The sequence below is a fragment of the Paenibacillus sp. MT124 genome (genome assembly GCF_058792755.1).
Genome location: NZ_CM179500.1, coordinates 4,525,036 through 4,540,697 on the forward strand (window position 1 = coordinate 4,525,036; position 15,662 = coordinate 4,540,697).

The following is a 15,662-nucleotide window of genomic DNA, read 5'->3' on the forward strand; positions in this document are numbered from 1 at the left end:
AATGATGTGGTTTGTGGTTAAAATACGCTTAACTCACACCAATCCGTCAGGAGGAACACATCATGAAATTTCTGTTGATTGTTATTATTGTTATTCTGGTATTGTACTTCTTCACTAGACGCAGACGTCGTTAATTTCGATTCGGGTCATGCAAACAAGGAAGGAAGATTGGGCATGAGAACCCTCTTTTTTATTTTCATGACACTTTGCATTATCAATCTCTGTTTTCCCAAATTCGGATGGTATCTCCGTTATGGATGGATTTCCAAGGGAGAGTCCGAACCCAGTAAGCCTTATATGACGTTTACCCGAATGACCAGTTTGGTTATGCTGATTATTGCTTTTACACTTGCAGCAGCCTGAAGAGCATATACTTATGAAGCAGTTGTCCACACGGATAACTGCTTTTTGAGCTATCAATGAACAGAAAATGATAATTTTATTTGTGGTGCATTGACCTCCATCCCTTTACTATTAGTATTGTTATTTCAGCGTACTGAATATATATGAACCTAGAAAGGGCATCTATGCATGAACATCATTTTCTACCCATACTGGGCTGCGAAGACACTCCTATCCTTTATACATGTATTATATATCATGGTTATCACTTTACTGGTCTATGGACAGACCGGATCGGTACTCTATGCCGTACTATTTCCTTTCATTCAGATGACAGCACGAATTGTGGCAGCCTTAACCTCTCCTTGGCTTGTGGGACGTTTCGCTGTGACCAAACTACTTATTGGCATTCCAGTAGCTAAGACGCTTATGTTCACCGGAATTGCCACATCACTTCCTTACCTGACTTTACATATCCCGGTCTTACTGGCTGTTATTACCGTTCTTTCCTTTCTGGAGGGCTGGGAGTCGCTGGTGCTTGACAGCATCACCCCCCGCCTTGCTGTACAAGACGAAGAGCTCGCAAAAACGAAACTCCTGCTATCCTTCTCCAGACAAACCGCAATCATTGTTGGATATGCAATAGCCGGTTTGCTTGTCAGTCAATGGGAAGCTTTACAGACATTCTGGGCAGCTGCAGCCATGTCATGGGCCAGCTTGACGCTTATGGTCGCCATCGGTTTACTCCTCGATGATACTAATGAAATGGGGGGCCTCAGACATCTTGAACGTCCTAATCAAAATGTCCTCCGGGAGGGCCTGTTATTGACTGCAGCTTTCGGTGTGTCTGCCATCTTGTTTGGATGGGTTGCGGATGAGTCAGGAATCTGGCTGGTCTATCTCATCGGAGGAGCCGTGCTAATTCTTTCATCTATATTTACTTCCGGAATAATTCAAGCACGCCAGCCCGCTCAATCCGAGCATAGGCATTTTAGAATAAAATAAAAGACGAGCAGATCCCTGCTCGTCCCAGGCTGTTCCGAACATTGGCGGAACAGCCTATTTTTTTTGAAAACCATATGCGCTGGTCATATCATTATCTAATCTAACGGGTAATCGGTTAGCGGCTTGCCTTGCTTGTAATATAAAGTCGGTGACAGGATGTTGAAGAAAATATGAGCATCAGAAAGGCCTTCGTCTGCCAGAATACCATGGATGGAAGATGCAATGCGATTGTGAACTTCCTGATCACGCTGGAACATCAGAATCTCAATCGAGGCAGGAGATGGGGTGAGAGCTTGTACATCATAACGCTCTGCCTTCAGTCTTTCTTGTGGAATATTACAAATGAGAGCCATCTGCTCAGTAATCCGGGGGACAGTTTCCTCCAATTGATGACCTGTGAATCCTCTAAAGCGAATAAACGGCATTACAATCCCTTCAATCTCTAAATTTAGTCTCTTATGTGATTTTAAGCACATTGTTTTGGCTTGTCAAATGCAAGGGCTTTCCGCTGCTCATCATTAGGGCGCAGGAAAGCCCCGCTGAAAATTCAGCGGAGCATGGTGCAGCGATTCGGTAGTTGACCGAATACGATATTACACCCAGAATGCTTTTGTGATGATGACGAGCAGAATGAAGAGTACCAGAATTGCCGCAGTAGAAGTACACATACCGTATCCTACTCCACCAACATTGTTACAGCCGTATCCAACTTGACTCATTTGATTGGCCTCCTTTGAATTTCAAGGTATGCCATAACATATGCCAATTCAGCACGATTGACCGGGCATATCCCCAATCCGCTACGCCCAATCCACATTAACTATTCCAGGCAAAATACACTGATATTCAGGTCAGCGGCCATCCAGTCCTGCCCTGTCCCCACTGACTTCAGGTCAATGATTCGGGTCCGAGTATCGTTTCTCGATTCGATCAGAATATCGCCACTCGGTGTGATGCAGTAGGCAATTGGAATACTGATGTCCGAGTCCCGATAAGCTCCGTCAGCATGGCTTGTCCCCATGATCACACACTGCTCCGCAATCGCAATTTGCCTCGCCTCCTTCAGCCATTCCGCATATTGCTCCTCACTGAACATCCCAACACCGATGGAATGCATGACCAGATGAATCTGCCTATCAAACTCCTTACGAAAACCCTGCCGTACCAATTCGTCACACAACAAAGTACCGATTACCCAGCCAGCCTCCTCAACCGTAGTGGCAGGTGTGTATTTCGCCTTTTCAAGCACGATGTCTCCTGCCTTATTCATAATGATGGCTCGATCCTTGGGTTTCTCATCCAATCTGCGGTGTCCGGACACAATCATCGTTTCATACGTTGCAGCCAACCTACGCGCTTCTTCCACATTCTGATTCAGATACCCCTCTGGATACAGCACAATATCCACATCAGGGTTGAATCTAAGTTCCCTTTCCAACTGGCTAAGGGCTGGCTCCAGTTTCGGTTGTCCAATCAGGATTTTCATTTCACGTGTCCCCCATTCATGAATAAAAGAATAACGATCAGCTTTCCAAACTTTGTAGCAGCGAACGTGCTTCTTCATGATCAGGCTCCATCACAAGTACTTCTCGGGTGTAATTCAGGGCTTCGTTTTCGAGCTCCAGCTCATAACAGCACACGGCCAAATCGTATAATACTGCTGAGCTGCCCTTAACTCCATCTGCTTCCAGAGCAAGTTCAAGAAAATGTTTCGCGTCTTCATACATCCCCATTTCATTCAACAATTGCCCTGCTAGAAATGCAATATCCCCCATCTGTTCCATTGTGTAATAGGAGGACCACATCATCTGAATGCCATGCTGGATATCCAACATCTCTTCATCACTTGCCTCAGGAAGGAGATCAGATATTCTCTGGGCACTATGTATCAAAAATTCGGCATCATACCTGCCCAAACGCCAAAAGGGCAAAAGCTGCTTAAGTTCCATTCTGCTTAGCTGATGGTCGAACCATTCTTTTATACTGAAGAAGTCATCTGGACCAAAACGCTCAATCTCTCGCAGATAGGCCAGTCTTATATTTACGTAGCTTATTGGCTCTTCTACCATTAACATACATCCGATATTCAGATCTTTGTAATGATGTGATGTAAAACGAACATGCGCTCCGCGCTGCTCAAAAACATGTTGAATGGCATGATAGTTCGCCGTCAACGAGAAGCTGCCATGAAGAACAAATTCAGGCGGCTCCGCAAACTTCCAATGATCCAGTCGATGATCCCCTTTATCAGCTGTAATAAGCACAAACCCGGATTGGGATAAAGTCTCCAGACGTTCCAGGCAAGCGAGTCCTGCGGCCGGGAATAAAATATGGGAGTCTTCCAGTTCTTCCTGGTATAGTGATATGACGTCTCGATACGGAAAGTCCGGTTTACTGTACTGCGGTGCCGGACGATACGCATAACCCAGCTCCATGTTTTTCAACATTTCATTAGGCTGAAGATTCGTGGAAACATCGGCATTCGATATTATAACATCACATTCAAAGATCTGCCCTTCACCAACATAGATCAATTCTTGAGGAATACTATCAAAGAAGTAGTTGGCAATAATCAGTATTGGCTGACCCAGCTCACCCGGGCGAATAACCGTACCCGCTACCGTCAAATTTAATTCCGTGTCCTGCATGGCATCAAATTGTGCAAAATCAAGCAATCCTTGCTGGATCAACGGTTGCATGGACGGATGATCCCTCCACCCCGTAACATTGTCAGCAGCAAGATCCGTCATTACATAACGAAAGGGCGGCAGCGTGGTTTCAGCATAGTCCCTGAGCTCGCATAGTTTGGTCACCATTTGAAAAGCCAAGCGTCCTACGCCAGCACCCAACTCCAGAATGGTTACCGTCTCTGATGTCTGTCCCTTGGCAGCCAAGTCTTGAAGGAAGCCAAAGATCATTTCCGCGTATGCAGTCGCAATCATGGGATTGCTTGTAATGTATTGTGGAACCTGATTATCCGTCCAGGCCTGCAGCCCTTGCTGCTCATAATAGGCTCGCTGCCATTCCCATACCGGAGCTTCACTGAAACGGAAGCGCTGTCCATCCTTTTCAATCATGTCATTCAAAACCCGCTTTCTATCCATAAATTCATTGGTTTTCATTATATCATAAGCCTGACACATCCCAAGAAATTCAGTACTCCCCCAATTATAAAAAAAGCCTGCCTTATCAGGCAGGCAGTGATAACCCCAAACTTCTTCGGTCTCGGATCATCGTTAAAAGCTCTTTTGAACTTCAGAAGCAGGTACGGGATTAGTCGGAGTACAATGCTCCATCAAAGTTCTCAGGACCTACACGAATGGTACCCAGCAAGTTCGAGCTGATAAAAGCGGTGTACGTCAGTTGCGGAAGAACTGGCGGGTTGTAATCATCCGCGGAGAATGTAATAACTTGAGGTGCCAGTACGCTTAAGCTGAAGGTGGACGTTGCGGAATATACAATGGGATCCGTTGGAGCCGTTCCGCGAACAACCGTAATCGTGATTCCGACGAGCGCCAATGGAAGCTGCACGGATACCGTACCTTTCATTTGCACACGCGGATTCGCCCCTATGCCAGCAGTCGTTACCAAGCCAATCTGTCCAAACAATTGCGGTGTATTCGCTACGAGGATAGGAACAGAAATGGAGTTAGCCAAGCTGGCATTCTGCGAGGTTCTCGCATCAATAAATTGACTCATGAAATCTACCTCCTATGGTTGGAATAGGATAGTATATGCGAGATACTAGAGACGGCATGGACAGACAAGGATATCCCAAAAAAAAGGCACCTCATCAAGTACTGCTTCCATCTTGACTAGACCCGTATTTGAAACTCTTCAGGAGGATTCTCTATGATCCTTTTAAGCGAGGATTAGACAGCCGTCCGGCTCATCTAATTTTTACCGTGTTTAATCCACCGATAGTATGATTAAATATGGCTAATGACAGTTTAGGAGGTGACTCGTATGTGTGGCAGATTTACCATAATTGACCCTCTAGAGGAATTAATGGACAGGTACATGGCTTCCATAAGTGAAGACTACGAGTATCAACCCAATTATAATGCTGCACCCATGCAGTATATCCCAGCCATTATTGGAAGCACCCAAGGAAACCGTCTGGGTTCCCTTCGCTGGGGCCTCGTCCCTACGTGGGCGAAAGACGACAAGGTTGGAAATAAGATGATCAACGCACGGGCAGAGACATTGGACACGAAGCCTTCATTTAAGCGCCTCATCAGCTCCAGACGCTGCATTATTCCCACGAATGGCTTTTATGAGTGGAAGAAGGAAGGGACGCATAAACAGCCTCTCCGTATTCTGCTGAAGGACGAACAGATCTTCTCGCTCGCTGGACTATACGACACTTGGGCAGATTCCGAAGGAAACAAATTGAGTACATGCACCATTATTACTACTGAACCAAACGAACTGATGGCAGACATACACAATCGGATGCCTGTTATTTTACGTCCACAGGATGAAGAAGAATGGCTGGATCGAAATCATAACGACGTCCCTTCCCTGCTGTCGCTTCTGAAACCGTATAAGTCTTCTGAAATGAGGGCCTATAAAGTGTCCAGGGATGTGGGGAATGTCAAAAACAATTCGGAAGAACTGTTGAAGGAAGTTGATTAGCCATAGCGATCATCTTCCATAAGTTAATCGCCACATGAAAAACAAGACAGAAAAAAACCCTTGCTGCGCAAGGGTTTTAAGAGTATGGGCCCTGAGGGACTCGAACCCCCGACCAATCGGTTATGAGCCGACCGCTCTAACCAACTGAGCTAAGGGCCCTAGACATAATGTATAACGTGCAGATGATGGCTGTGAATCATCCAAGTGAAGCTAAATTGCGGGGGCAGGATTTGAACCTGCGGCCTTCGGGTTATGAGCCCGACGAGCTACCGGGCTGCTCCACCCCGCGTCAGTAAAATATTAAAACAGCGACTTAATTAATATACACCATGCCACCCTAATAAGTCAAGGGGTAATGTCAGGGAATAAAACGAACGCCATATCTTCCTCTTTTTGAACGATATACTTCCACTTCTGCTGGCTCATTATGACCGTAAATCCACCCGTCCTGCTCCATACGTTTGGCAAGACACCCTGCCTGAAATTTAGTTGCATATAGCTTGCTGAAATATACCCAGCGCATCCTTTTCTTCCTTTCCGGAGTTATGATTCATCTCTGCTTGTTGTAGAATACCCCATTTCCCAAAAAAATAGCCGCCAGAGGTTAAAAACTCCAGCGACTATTTTGCACTATGCCAATATTAAAACTGTCTGCTTCCTTGTTAAGGCTTAAAATGTGGCCTTGGGATCCTTTTTTAATTTCTCTAACATTTCATTACCTTTGGCTGCCCACTCACCAAGTGCTTCTTTTGGCGTCTTCTTGTTCTCAAGCACCTGAGTGAAGTATTCCATGCCTTTCTCGCTCACTTGCCAGAGGCTCGGCATTTTTTGGTACAGATTATCCAAATTGGTATTGGTAGGAGGCACAGGCTTCAACGTATAGAACGCCTGGATATTGTAATCCAAACCGTCCTTCGGTTTAATGAAGCTTTTGCGGGATACCATCTCATAGCTGCTGCGTGCCTTAATCTTAGCCCAATCTTCACTGTTCATATATTTGATCAATTCCCAGGCATCATCCGGATTTTGAGCGGAACTATTGATCGCCATCAGGCTGCTGAGATAGATATTACCACCAATTTCAGGCGCTTCCGGATGTACTGGAGGTGTTACCACGTCCCAGTCCACCTTGGTGAAGCCTTCCATTTTATCTGCATTTTTGTTTGCGTCAATTAATTGGTTGATGTAGCTGTAATCCCCAATAACCATAGCAGCCTTGCTGCTCAGGAACAGATCACCTTGAAGCGGGTTATAACGTCCGTTCGGATCCTGATCCTGAGGTTCGTCTCCTTTAGGGATCACTTTATCAATAGCAAGCTTGCTGATGGTACTCCATACCTTCTCCCATTGCGGTGAATCTACGGTCATTTTCTCTGCTTTATCATCGAAGATCTTCAATTGCAGAGCACTGTAATATTGCTGCATGGTGTAGTAAGGGGAACCACCCTGGTACGTGGAGAATGAGAACCCGAATTCGTGATCTTTTCCTTCACCTTTGGTCAGACGTGTTGCCAAGTTGAAAATATCATCCCACGTCATGTTATCTGTAGGTGGCTCTACGCCTGCTTTTTGGAACATCGCCTTGTTATAGAACAGTGCGGACGAGGAGAAGGTCGGTGTCAGCGCATAGATGCTCTGATCGCCCAGATCCTTGATGCCTTCAATAACACTTGGCACAATATCGCTGGTATCGAATTTGTCCTCCTGTATCAGTGGGTCCAGCTGTTTCACCATATTCTCCTGGATGAGCGATTTAAGCGTAGCCGTGTCAGCCACAACGACATCCACTGGATTATCACCAGTCATGATTTTCTTCATGTTTTCCAGGCTATCTGGCATTTCCTGCTGTTCTTCCTGAGTGCCATAGCCATACATGCTGCCCTGATCTACTGCAGCCACCACTTCAATCGTTACATTCGGATGTGTCAGTTCAAATGCATCTGTAAATTGCTGACGGAAATAGCTGTCATCCTGGCTTCCCCACAATGTAGCCACACGCAATACACGCTGCTCTGTGTCCTTGGCCTCACTAGCTGTACAGCCCGCAATCAGCGGCAATGCCAGACTGGCTGTAGCCAGCACAGCAAGCACACGTTTTCCCCAAAACCTGTTCTTCATCTCCCAATTCCCCCTCAAATTTATCTTGGCGGTGTAATCACAATGCGCTCACCGTCAAATTCCAATGTTGCCCTGTTGTCAATGGCCAAGGCCTCCAAATACTCTTTGGGTACCTGAAGGCGTCCCGCCCGGTCAATGATGACAAAGGCCTCATGGATATCCGGTGCTCCCGCTTCAGATAATCCATGTTCGTCATCCAGGTTCGGATTCCGTTTCACAAACTCGGTGCTCGTCAAGCCATCACGTATCGCTACAATACGGTCCACCTTGCCGGCAAGCGTCAGATCATGGGTAACAATAACGATCGTGACGCCCAGTTCCTTGTTCATTTTGCGAAAAATGTTCATGATCGTATCACAAGTCTCGGAATCGACCGAGCCTGTTGGCTCATCTGCAAGCAGAATCTTGGGACGATTGGAGAGCGAGATGGCTATAGCCACCCGCTGCTGCTCCCCTCCGGATAATTGATGCAGCTTGTTGTGCATCCGATCCTTCAGCCCAACCCATTCCAGCAGCTGCATCGCGTATGCGCGATCACGTTTGCCGCCAAGAATCATGGGTGTTTCCACATTCTCCAGTGCCGTTAGATAAGGCAGCAGGTTACGCCCATTATTTTGCCAGATAAAGCCTACGGTATGACGTTTGTACTCTACTAGCTGGGCGTCTGTCATTTTCAGCAAATCCCAGTCTCCAACAACCGCAGTACCAGCCGTTGGACGGTCCAGTCCTCCCAGAATGTTAAGCAATGTGGATTTACCGCTGCCGCTGTTGCCGATGATTGCCATCATTTCACCTTGATTGACAGTCAGATTGAGACCTTGAAGGGCAACGACTTCCACATCGCTGGATTTAAAAATTTTTACGAGTCCTTCGCATTGGATCACGTTTACCTCTCCTCTCCCATTTTGACCGCTTGGTGAACCCGCAATCTGCGAATCTGCCACAGCAGCATCGTTGCTCCCACAATCAGCATGACCACAGTCACGCCGTACAGCTGCAGCATATCTTGTTGTTCAAATACAATCCGGAACGGAGGTACCTGTGCAGATACATTATCTGTCGTTTGTAAGAATGGCAGGAACAGACGACTGGATACCTGACCGATTCCGATGCCAAGTAGAATGGAAAGACCTGCCGTGAACACTTGTTCCAGGAGCAGCATTCCGCTCAGCTGTGCACGTGATAATCCCATGGCTCTTAATACACCAAACTGGACAACACGACCTGAAAGGTTAAAGAACCAATACAGGATGTACCCTATCAGGGATATGATGACCGAGACCAGGAAGCCCAGACTCAGGATGCCGAACACACCGCCACGTGACGGATGTTTGCCCTGGGACACCAATTCTGTACGCACATCGCGTACGGAGGATAGCTCAATGCCCTCTGCTGCCAGCTTCTCCATTAATGGAGCCACCTTGGCATCAGGTTCCATTTTCAGCCAGACCTCATACGGAATCAGCGGCACCTGATCATAGATATAGTCCAGATTGGCCACGAAGAATGGCGTCTGGTCCGGATACTGTGCAGGCCAGTATGGGATAATGCCGAAAACCACGAATTCAATGGCCTGGCCCTGAACGCCAATAGAGATCAGATCTCCCGTTTTGAGCTTGAACTTATCCGCAAATTTGGATGAGATCAACACAGCCCCTTCATACTTGCCTAACAAGTCAAGATACTTATATGGATGTGCCGGGAACAGGTCGTTACGGAACCACGCCACCTTAGCAAAGTCCACATTATCAATCCCGACCAGCATGCCCTGGCCGCCGGATTTGCCGGATACAATGATATTCCCTTTCGTCTGCAGCACTCTCGCGGCATGTTCCACACCGTCCAGTCTGCGGAATACTTCAAATGGAGGTTCGGAGTAAATGACTTTGGATGGTTGGGAATTCCCACCGCCCCCACCTGGAGCACCTCCACCGCCATTTCCGCCTCCGGCAGCACCACCGCCACCAGAACCTCCGCCACCGTTTCCACCACCTTGCTGCCCTCCGCCTGAACCACCGTTCTGACCGGAACCGCCAGGCTTAACTTCAGGTGTTCCTTCCCATACCGTTTGCATAATGACGTCAGAACCATATCGGTACAACGTACGCTCAGTAGAGTTCAGATCAATGGTCCGAGCTGCAGCCGAGTTGTACACACCAAGCCCGAGTGTCAAAACAAGCAGGATCATCAACGGGTAATAAGACGATGATGACCGCGATAACTGTGTCAGGGTCAAGTAGAGTGGAACCGGCAGGAATTTGCGCCCAATCCACTGAATGAGCTTCAGAATCCACGGGAACAACCGCAGGAAGAACAGCCCCAAGGCAAAGATCGCAAGCGCAGGTACAAAGAATAGAAACGGCTGTACCTGCAGCTGATCTGTCGTCATACCCGTCTGGAACGTCAGCATCTGACGTTCATAGAACAGGTAGTATCCATATCCTGCAAGACCCAGCAGCAGGATATCGAGGAACCAGCGCTGCCATATGGGAGCACGATCCGTACGTGCCTGACGTCGCTTGGCCGAAACAATCGTCGCTCGTGCATAGGTTATTGCCGGAATAAGTGAAGCAATAATGGCTACGAGTACGGCGACAAGGCCCAGCAGGATGGCTTCCTTGGACACACCGATTGGAATCGACTTGCGATCCACGAACGACAGGAACCCACTGGCTGATCCAATGCTTTTGGCCATAAACCAGCCAAGCATTGGACCAATCACGAGCGCGATGGCCCCCAGAAAGATACCCTCCAGCAGGTATAGGGAGAAAATTTGTCGTGCTGAAGCTCCGCGGCTTCGCAGTACCGCAATATCACTTTCCTGCTTCTGCAGGGACTGTCTGGCATTCATTGCAATAAAATAAAAAACCATCGCAATCATCGGTGCTGCCAGTGTAAACAGCATTGTCTGCAGCTGCAGACTCTGACTGCGGAATTGCTTCAACAGATCACCAAAGGTGATATCCACCTTCGTATCCTTAAGCCGCTGGTACAGATCGATATCCAAACGTTCCAGCATGGATGTCAGACCCGGCAGCTGACTAGTTTGGATTTCCTTCAGATCAAACGCATAATACCAGCGCGAATTCTGAAGAGGAATTCCTTTTTCCTTCAGCAACACATCATTGAACACGGACTCATCCACATATAGCCCATTCATCATGCCATCGAATCCCTGAACCCAATATGGACTATTCAGATCATCTGCCTTGAAGGAACCGGTGATTTTGACACGCAATGTGATATCAAGCCCGCTGTACACGGGGTATTCCAGAATATCACCGACGTGCAGGTCGTTCCGGTACATGCCTTCCTCCAGCATAACCGCTTCAATAATGTCGTCCTTCACTTGATTGCCTGGCTTCACGCCGGCCGTATAATTCACCTGTGCATCCAGCCCGCTCATCGTTCCGAGCGTCATGCTCCGTACCCGGCTGGCATCCACCTTGGTGGGATCCTCCGGATTCACCTCGGTGCTCCGAATGGATCTGGAGTTCACATACGTATGAAATGGAAAACCAATATCGCGAGGTACATCCTCCCGAATATAGCGATCCACTTCTTCTAATCCACGCGTGTCTGTCTTAACCCCGCCTGGCGCCTGATAACTCATAAGCAACGAACCTGCAGGCAGCCCCTCACTGTTATCCTGCAGGGTCTGTGCCACCACCCGTTTCAGTGCACCGTCGGCATACATCGGTATACTGACAGTGAATGCTACCGCCACAATCAGTCCGATCAGTGTACTGAATGTCATCCAGCGGGTGTTCCACATTTTCCGGAACAACAGTCTGAGCAATGGCAGCCCCATTAGCGGCCCACCACTTTCTGTCCAACCGTCAGACCCTTCAGAATTTCAACATCCGTGGATGTCTGCTGCCCCACTTCAACGTCCACTTCGCGCTTGCTGCCATCACTTTCAACGACCTGCACGTATGTTCTTGAACCGATGGAGCGCAGCGCCGATACAGGAATGACTATGGCATCCTCCGTACGCTGGGTCACAATGGATACTGTCAGAGGGGTTCCGCGTTCCACACCCTTGGGCATTTTCGTCAGGGAGACGATAACATACTGGTCGAGGGTTTCTTTGACTGGCGGGGTGCCTCCTTCGCCTGTACCTCCACCGTTTCCACTTCCACTTCCAGCAGCCTCAGCAACAGGCATCACTTTAACTCTGCCGGATACCTTGCCCGCTCCATTGATGTCGACATCCGCCTTCATGCCAGCCGAGAATTTCTCGAGATCTTCCTTGGCAAATGTAGCTGCGACAACCAGATTTGACGTATCCGCGATCGTTGCAATCGGATCATAGGCTTTGACTGCTGCACCCTTCTCCACCTGAACTGCAATAATCGTTCCTCCGAACGGAGCGGTCAGCGTCGCTTTACCTAACTGCTCCTCCAGATCAGCCAGTTCCTGGCGCAATTCTTCAAATGCAATGGTGGCTTCTTCGAACTCCACCGGATCCATCTCATCTCGTTTACGAAGCGTTTCTTTCATTTGTACTTCCGATTTGCGAATCTGCAGCTTTTTGGCCCGAATTTCCTTTTCTACACTCTCCACGTCGAGCTCTGCGAGGAGCTGGCCTTTCTTCACTTTGTCCCCCGGTTTCACGTTCAGTTCCTTGATGTGCATACCGTCCAGCGTGAAATACACCTTCTCTTCCCGCTGACTCATCATTTTACCGCTGCCGCTAACCTTTTTTTCCAGCGTTTCTGTCCGGACCTCATATTCCGGCTTTTTGGAAATCGTAGGCGGCGTGATCGGCGGAAGCACTTCTTCCTCTGTTTCTGCCGGCAGCAATGAGCAGCCCGACATCGTTGCAGCCATAATTGCACCAATTACAATTAGCGCTGCACGTTTCCCCCTTTTCGGAGCGGCCTCTTTACTGAATAAATCTGCCGTCCGCCATTTCATAAACATGGTCCGCAACCTCCAAAATCGTAGGATCGTGTGTAGTCATACATATGGTTACTTGTTCTACTTCAATAATATTGCGAAATACGGACATAACCTGTGCTCCCATCTTGGAATCCAGCTCAGCTGTCGGCTCATCCGCAAGCAGCAGTCTGGGTCTATGGGCAATGGCCTTGGCGATCGCGACCCGCTGCTGCTCCCCCCCGGACATCTCGAACGGCCGGTGCTTCACCCGTTTGGACAGTCCGACCAGATCCAGACAATGGCCAACCCGATCCTTCCATTCCGAGCGAGGCACATCTGCCATTCGCAATGACAGCTCTACATTTTCCCATGCCGACAGCAAGGGCATCAGTGCATAGGCCTGAAAAATAAAACCGATTTCCTTACGCCGCAGAGAGGTCCGCTTCCGGTCACCCCAATCCTGCAAAGGCTGTCCGGAAAACAGTATGTCCCCACTGGAAGGCTGATCAAGTCCGCCCAGCATATTGAGCAGTGTCGTTTTGCCTGAGCCTGATCGCCCTTTCAGCATAACCAACTGCTGCGGGTTGACTTCCATGTCGATGCCCTTAAGTACATGAATAATCCGGCTGCCCGTCTGAAAGCTCCGATGTACATTACGAACTTCCAGCACAGGTCCGTCGTACGGAGGCAGCAAGCTGGCTTTTGCCTTGGGCTGGGACTTCGCTTCGGGTTCGGCAGCGGCAACGGCCACCTCATCCTGGATCATTCCATCACTTATGGATTGCGAGTCGGTGGAAGGACTATCGGGGTCACTTATGTATGCCGAGGCTTCCTGCCCGGCGGTGTTCTGCTGCTCTGTGTGCCCTTTTGCATGCTTCCCGCCTGACTGGCTTTTGGCAGATTTCTTACTGGAAAATAATTTCTTCATGCCAGCAATCACGCTCATCCTTTCTTAACATCCCAATCATTTCATTAAGGGTACTAAAATTAGAAATCTATTCCATACTACACTGCATTATAAACGACCGGTCCCAACTAAAAGTTACAAGCTTTTTACAACGTAGCCGGGAAAAAGTTAATATTTTGATGAACAAACGAAAAAAGCACCCCAGAGTGCGGGATGCTTCTTGCCAATTCTATGAATTTGCCTCTATAGCGCCAATCATTACAATTTTGATACTGTTCACACGTCGAACAGCACAAGATGCACAGATGATATTATTTACCAAATGAAGAAGGATCTTCACGCCAGGATTTGAGCAGCTCGAAATCACTCTCCTGGATGGTTCCTTGAGCCAAAGCCACGTCCATTAGGGCCGTATAGTTGGAGAGGGTTTGCAGCTGAATGCCGGCTTCTTCAAATGCTTGTACCCCTTTATCCAGCTGATAGCTGAAAATCGCCAGCACGGCGAGAGGTGTTGCCCCTGCTGCACGTACTGCTTCGGCGGCTTTGATCGAGCTACCTCCTGTTGAAATCAGGTCCTCGATTACAACCACCTTTTGGCCTTCAGTAATGATGCCTTCAATCAGGTTTTCCTTACCATGTCCTTTCGCTTTGTCACGAATGTAGGCCATCGGCAGATTCAGCTTCTGAGCTACCCATGCTGCATGTGGAATACCTGCGGTTGCTGTACCTGCAACGACTTCTGCATCCGGGTACTGCTCACGAATAATGGCAGCGAAGGCTTCGGCAATGTCATTGCGGATCTCTGGATAGGACATCGTCAGACGGTTGTCACAATAGATCGGGGACTTGATCCCCGACGTCCAGGTAAAAGGCTGCTGCGGGCGCAGTGCCACGGCGTTAATCTTCAGCAGTTGGGAAGCAATATGATTAGGAATCTCGTTCAGTGCGGTCATGCGTTCAACATCTCCTTCAAAATGGTTTCTGCTGCTTCACGTGGATTGGGCGCACCTGTAATCGGTCTGCCTACAACAATGTAATGACTGCCTCTGGCGATGGCTTCCCCTGGCGTGAGGACACGAGTCTGGTCACCAAGACCGCTGCCTGCCGGCCGAATTCCCGGGGTAACGGTGTGAAAATCACTGCCGCATGCTGCCCGGATTGCCGGCACCTCAAGTGGAGAAGCCACAACGCCATCCAGGCCTGCTTCATGAGCCAGTCCAGCATAACGAACCACTGCCGCTTCCACACTTCCCTCAATGCCAATCTCGCTGTTCATTGTTTCCTGACTTGTACTCGTCAGCTGGGTAACTGCGATGATTTCCGGCCTTCTCAGAGAAGGATCTGCAGCCAGCGCTGCTTCCGCTCCTTCGCGTGCAGCACGCATCATGCTTGTACCGCCTGCTGCGTGTACGTTGAACATGTCTACACCGAGGCGGGTTATACTCTCGGCACCACCGCGAACGGTATTGGGAATATCGTGCATCTTCACATCGAGGAATACCGAATACCCTCTCGCTTTCAGCCCCCGGATAAAGTCCGGACCCGCTGCGTAGAACAGCTGCATTCCCACTTTCAGATAACACGGAATACCTTCGAGTGCCTGTACCAGCTCTTGGGCCTGCTCCGCATCAGGATAATCGAGTGCGACCATCAAACGGCCAGCCATTTCATTGAAATTAGGGTGATTCATCCAGTCCGCTCCTTCCACATGCTTGTTTTTTCCGTTTTTGCCCGATATAAAGGACATCCCGCCAGCCCGCAGGCTGAC

The 15,662-nt window shown here is 48.7% G+C and carries 16 protein-coding genes and 2 tRNA genes; 3 read left to right on the plus strand and 15 right to left on the minus strand.

Features of this window, described 5'->3' with window-relative positions; translation table 11 throughout:
- Nucleotides 1–174: 174 nt before the first annotated feature.
- Nucleotides 175–363, plus strand: a complete 189-nt coding sequence (locus AC3RCI_RS20470) for a DUF6199 family natural product biosynthesis protein (protein ID WP_127537815.1) — start codon at nucleotides 175–177, stop codon at nucleotides 361–363.
- A 168-nt stretch (nucleotides 364–531) separates the two neighbouring features.
- The gene (locus tag AC3RCI_RS20475; RefSeq protein WP_492526158.1) at nucleotides 532–1,347 is read left to right on the plus strand and encodes an MFS transporter; all 816 of its coding nucleotides are present in this window, start codon (nucleotides 532–534) and stop codon (nucleotides 1,345–1,347) included.
- Between the two features lie 95 nt (nucleotides 1,348–1,442).
- On the opposite strand, the gene AC3RCI_RS20480 is transcribed toward AC3RCI_RS20475, so the two are convergent.
- The 5 genes from AC3RCI_RS20480 to AC3RCI_RS20500 form a co-directional block, all read right to left on the minus strand.
- Nucleotides 1,443–1,772, minus strand: a complete 330-nt coding sequence (locus tag AC3RCI_RS20480) for a DUF1904 family protein (protein WP_336780593.1) — start codon at nucleotides 1,770–1,772, stop codon at nucleotides 1,443–1,445.
- A gap of 168 nt (nucleotides 1,773–1,940) precedes the next feature.
- A complete protein-coding gene (locus AC3RCI_RS20485; RefSeq protein ID WP_336780592.1) occupies nucleotides 1,941–2,066 on the minus strand; it encodes a YjcZ family sporulation protein in 126 nt (41 codons plus the stop codon).
- A gap of 101 nt (nucleotides 2,067–2,167) precedes the next feature.
- Entirely contained in the window at nucleotides 2,168–2,911 is a 744-nt protein-coding gene (locus AC3RCI_RS20490; RefSeq protein ID WP_336780591.1) for a hypothetical protein, read from the minus strand.
- Nucleotides 2,871–4,424 carry a tetratricopeptide repeat protein gene (locus AC3RCI_RS20495; RefSeq protein WP_492526160.1) on the minus strand — a complete coding sequence of 518 codons (1,554 nt, stop codon included), beginning with the start codon at nucleotides 4,422–4,424 and terminating at the stop codon, nucleotides 2,871–2,873. Before AC3RCI_RS20495 ends, AC3RCI_RS20490 begins: the two co-directional genes overlap by 41 nt.
- 196 nt (nucleotides 4,425–4,620) lie before the next feature.
- Nucleotides 4,621–5,046: a hypothetical protein gene (locus AC3RCI_RS20500; protein ID WP_492526162.1), complete on the minus strand. Its 426-nt coding sequence runs from the start codon at nucleotides 5,044–5,046 to the stop codon at nucleotides 4,621–4,623.
- A 267-nt stretch (nucleotides 5,047–5,313) separates the two neighbouring features.
- Here AC3RCI_RS20500 and AC3RCI_RS20505 point away from each other — a divergent pair, with 267 nt between their 5' ends.
- Nucleotides 5,314–5,985, plus strand: coding sequence for an SOS response-associated peptidase (locus tag AC3RCI_RS20505; RefSeq protein ID WP_492526164.1), 672 nt, complete (start codon nucleotides 5,314–5,316; stop codon nucleotides 5,983–5,985).
- Nucleotides 5,986–6,070: 85 nt separating this feature from the next.
- On the opposite strand, the gene AC3RCI_RS20510 is transcribed toward AC3RCI_RS20505, so the two are convergent.
- The 10 genes from AC3RCI_RS20510 to pyrF form a co-directional block, all read right to left on the minus strand.
- Nucleotides 6,071–6,144, minus strand: a tRNA-Ile gene (locus AC3RCI_RS20510).
- Nucleotides 6,145–6,200: 56 nt separating this feature from the next.
- A tRNA-Met gene (locus AC3RCI_RS20515) sits at nucleotides 6,201–6,274 on the minus strand.
- Nucleotides 6,275–6,343: 69 nt separating this feature from the next.
- Nucleotides 6,344–6,508 carry a hypothetical protein gene (locus tag AC3RCI_RS20520; protein WP_164764226.1) on the minus strand — a complete coding sequence of 55 codons (165 nt, stop codon included), beginning with the start codon at nucleotides 6,506–6,508 and terminating at the stop codon, nucleotides 6,344–6,346.
- A 146-nt stretch (nucleotides 6,509–6,654) separates the two neighbouring features.
- Entirely contained in the window at nucleotides 6,655–8,103 is a 1,449-nt protein-coding gene (locus tag AC3RCI_RS20525) for an ABC transporter substrate-binding protein (protein WP_251642461.1), read from the minus strand.
- A 20-nt stretch (nucleotides 8,104–8,123) separates the two neighbouring features.
- A complete protein-coding gene (locus tag AC3RCI_RS20530; RefSeq protein WP_127537808.1) occupies nucleotides 8,124–8,987 on the minus strand; it encodes an ABC transporter ATP-binding protein in 864 nt (287 codons plus the stop codon).
- A gap of 2 nt (nucleotides 8,988–8,989) precedes the next feature.
- The gene (locus AC3RCI_RS20535) at nucleotides 8,990–11,914 is read right to left on the minus strand and encodes an ABC transporter permease (protein WP_492471477.1); all 2,925 of its coding nucleotides are present in this window, start codon (nucleotides 11,912–11,914) and stop codon (nucleotides 8,990–8,992) included.
- A complete protein-coding gene (locus tag AC3RCI_RS20540) occupies nucleotides 11,914–13,029 on the minus strand; it encodes an efflux RND transporter periplasmic adaptor subunit (protein WP_492471476.1) in 1,116 nt (371 codons plus the stop codon). The genes AC3RCI_RS20535 and AC3RCI_RS20540 overlap by 1 nt, the downstream gene beginning before the upstream one ends.
- A complete protein-coding gene (locus AC3RCI_RS20545) occupies nucleotides 12,992–13,753 on the minus strand; it encodes an ABC transporter ATP-binding protein (RefSeq protein WP_127537984.1) in 762 nt (253 codons plus the stop codon). The genes AC3RCI_RS20540 and AC3RCI_RS20545 overlap by 38 nt, the downstream gene beginning before the upstream one ends.
- Before the next feature lie 452 nt (nucleotides 13,754–14,205).
- Nucleotides 14,206–14,847, minus strand: coding sequence for an orotate phosphoribosyltransferase (gene pyrE / locus AC3RCI_RS20550; RefSeq protein WP_492526166.1), 642 nt, complete (start codon nucleotides 14,845–14,847; stop codon nucleotides 14,206–14,208).
- A complete protein-coding gene (gene pyrF, locus AC3RCI_RS20555) occupies nucleotides 14,844–15,584 on the minus strand; it encodes an orotidine-5'-phosphate decarboxylase (protein ID WP_336780583.1) in 741 nt (246 codons plus the stop codon). The genes pyrE and pyrF overlap by 4 nt, the downstream gene beginning before the upstream one ends.
- Nucleotides 15,585–15,662: the final 78 nt, after the last annotated feature.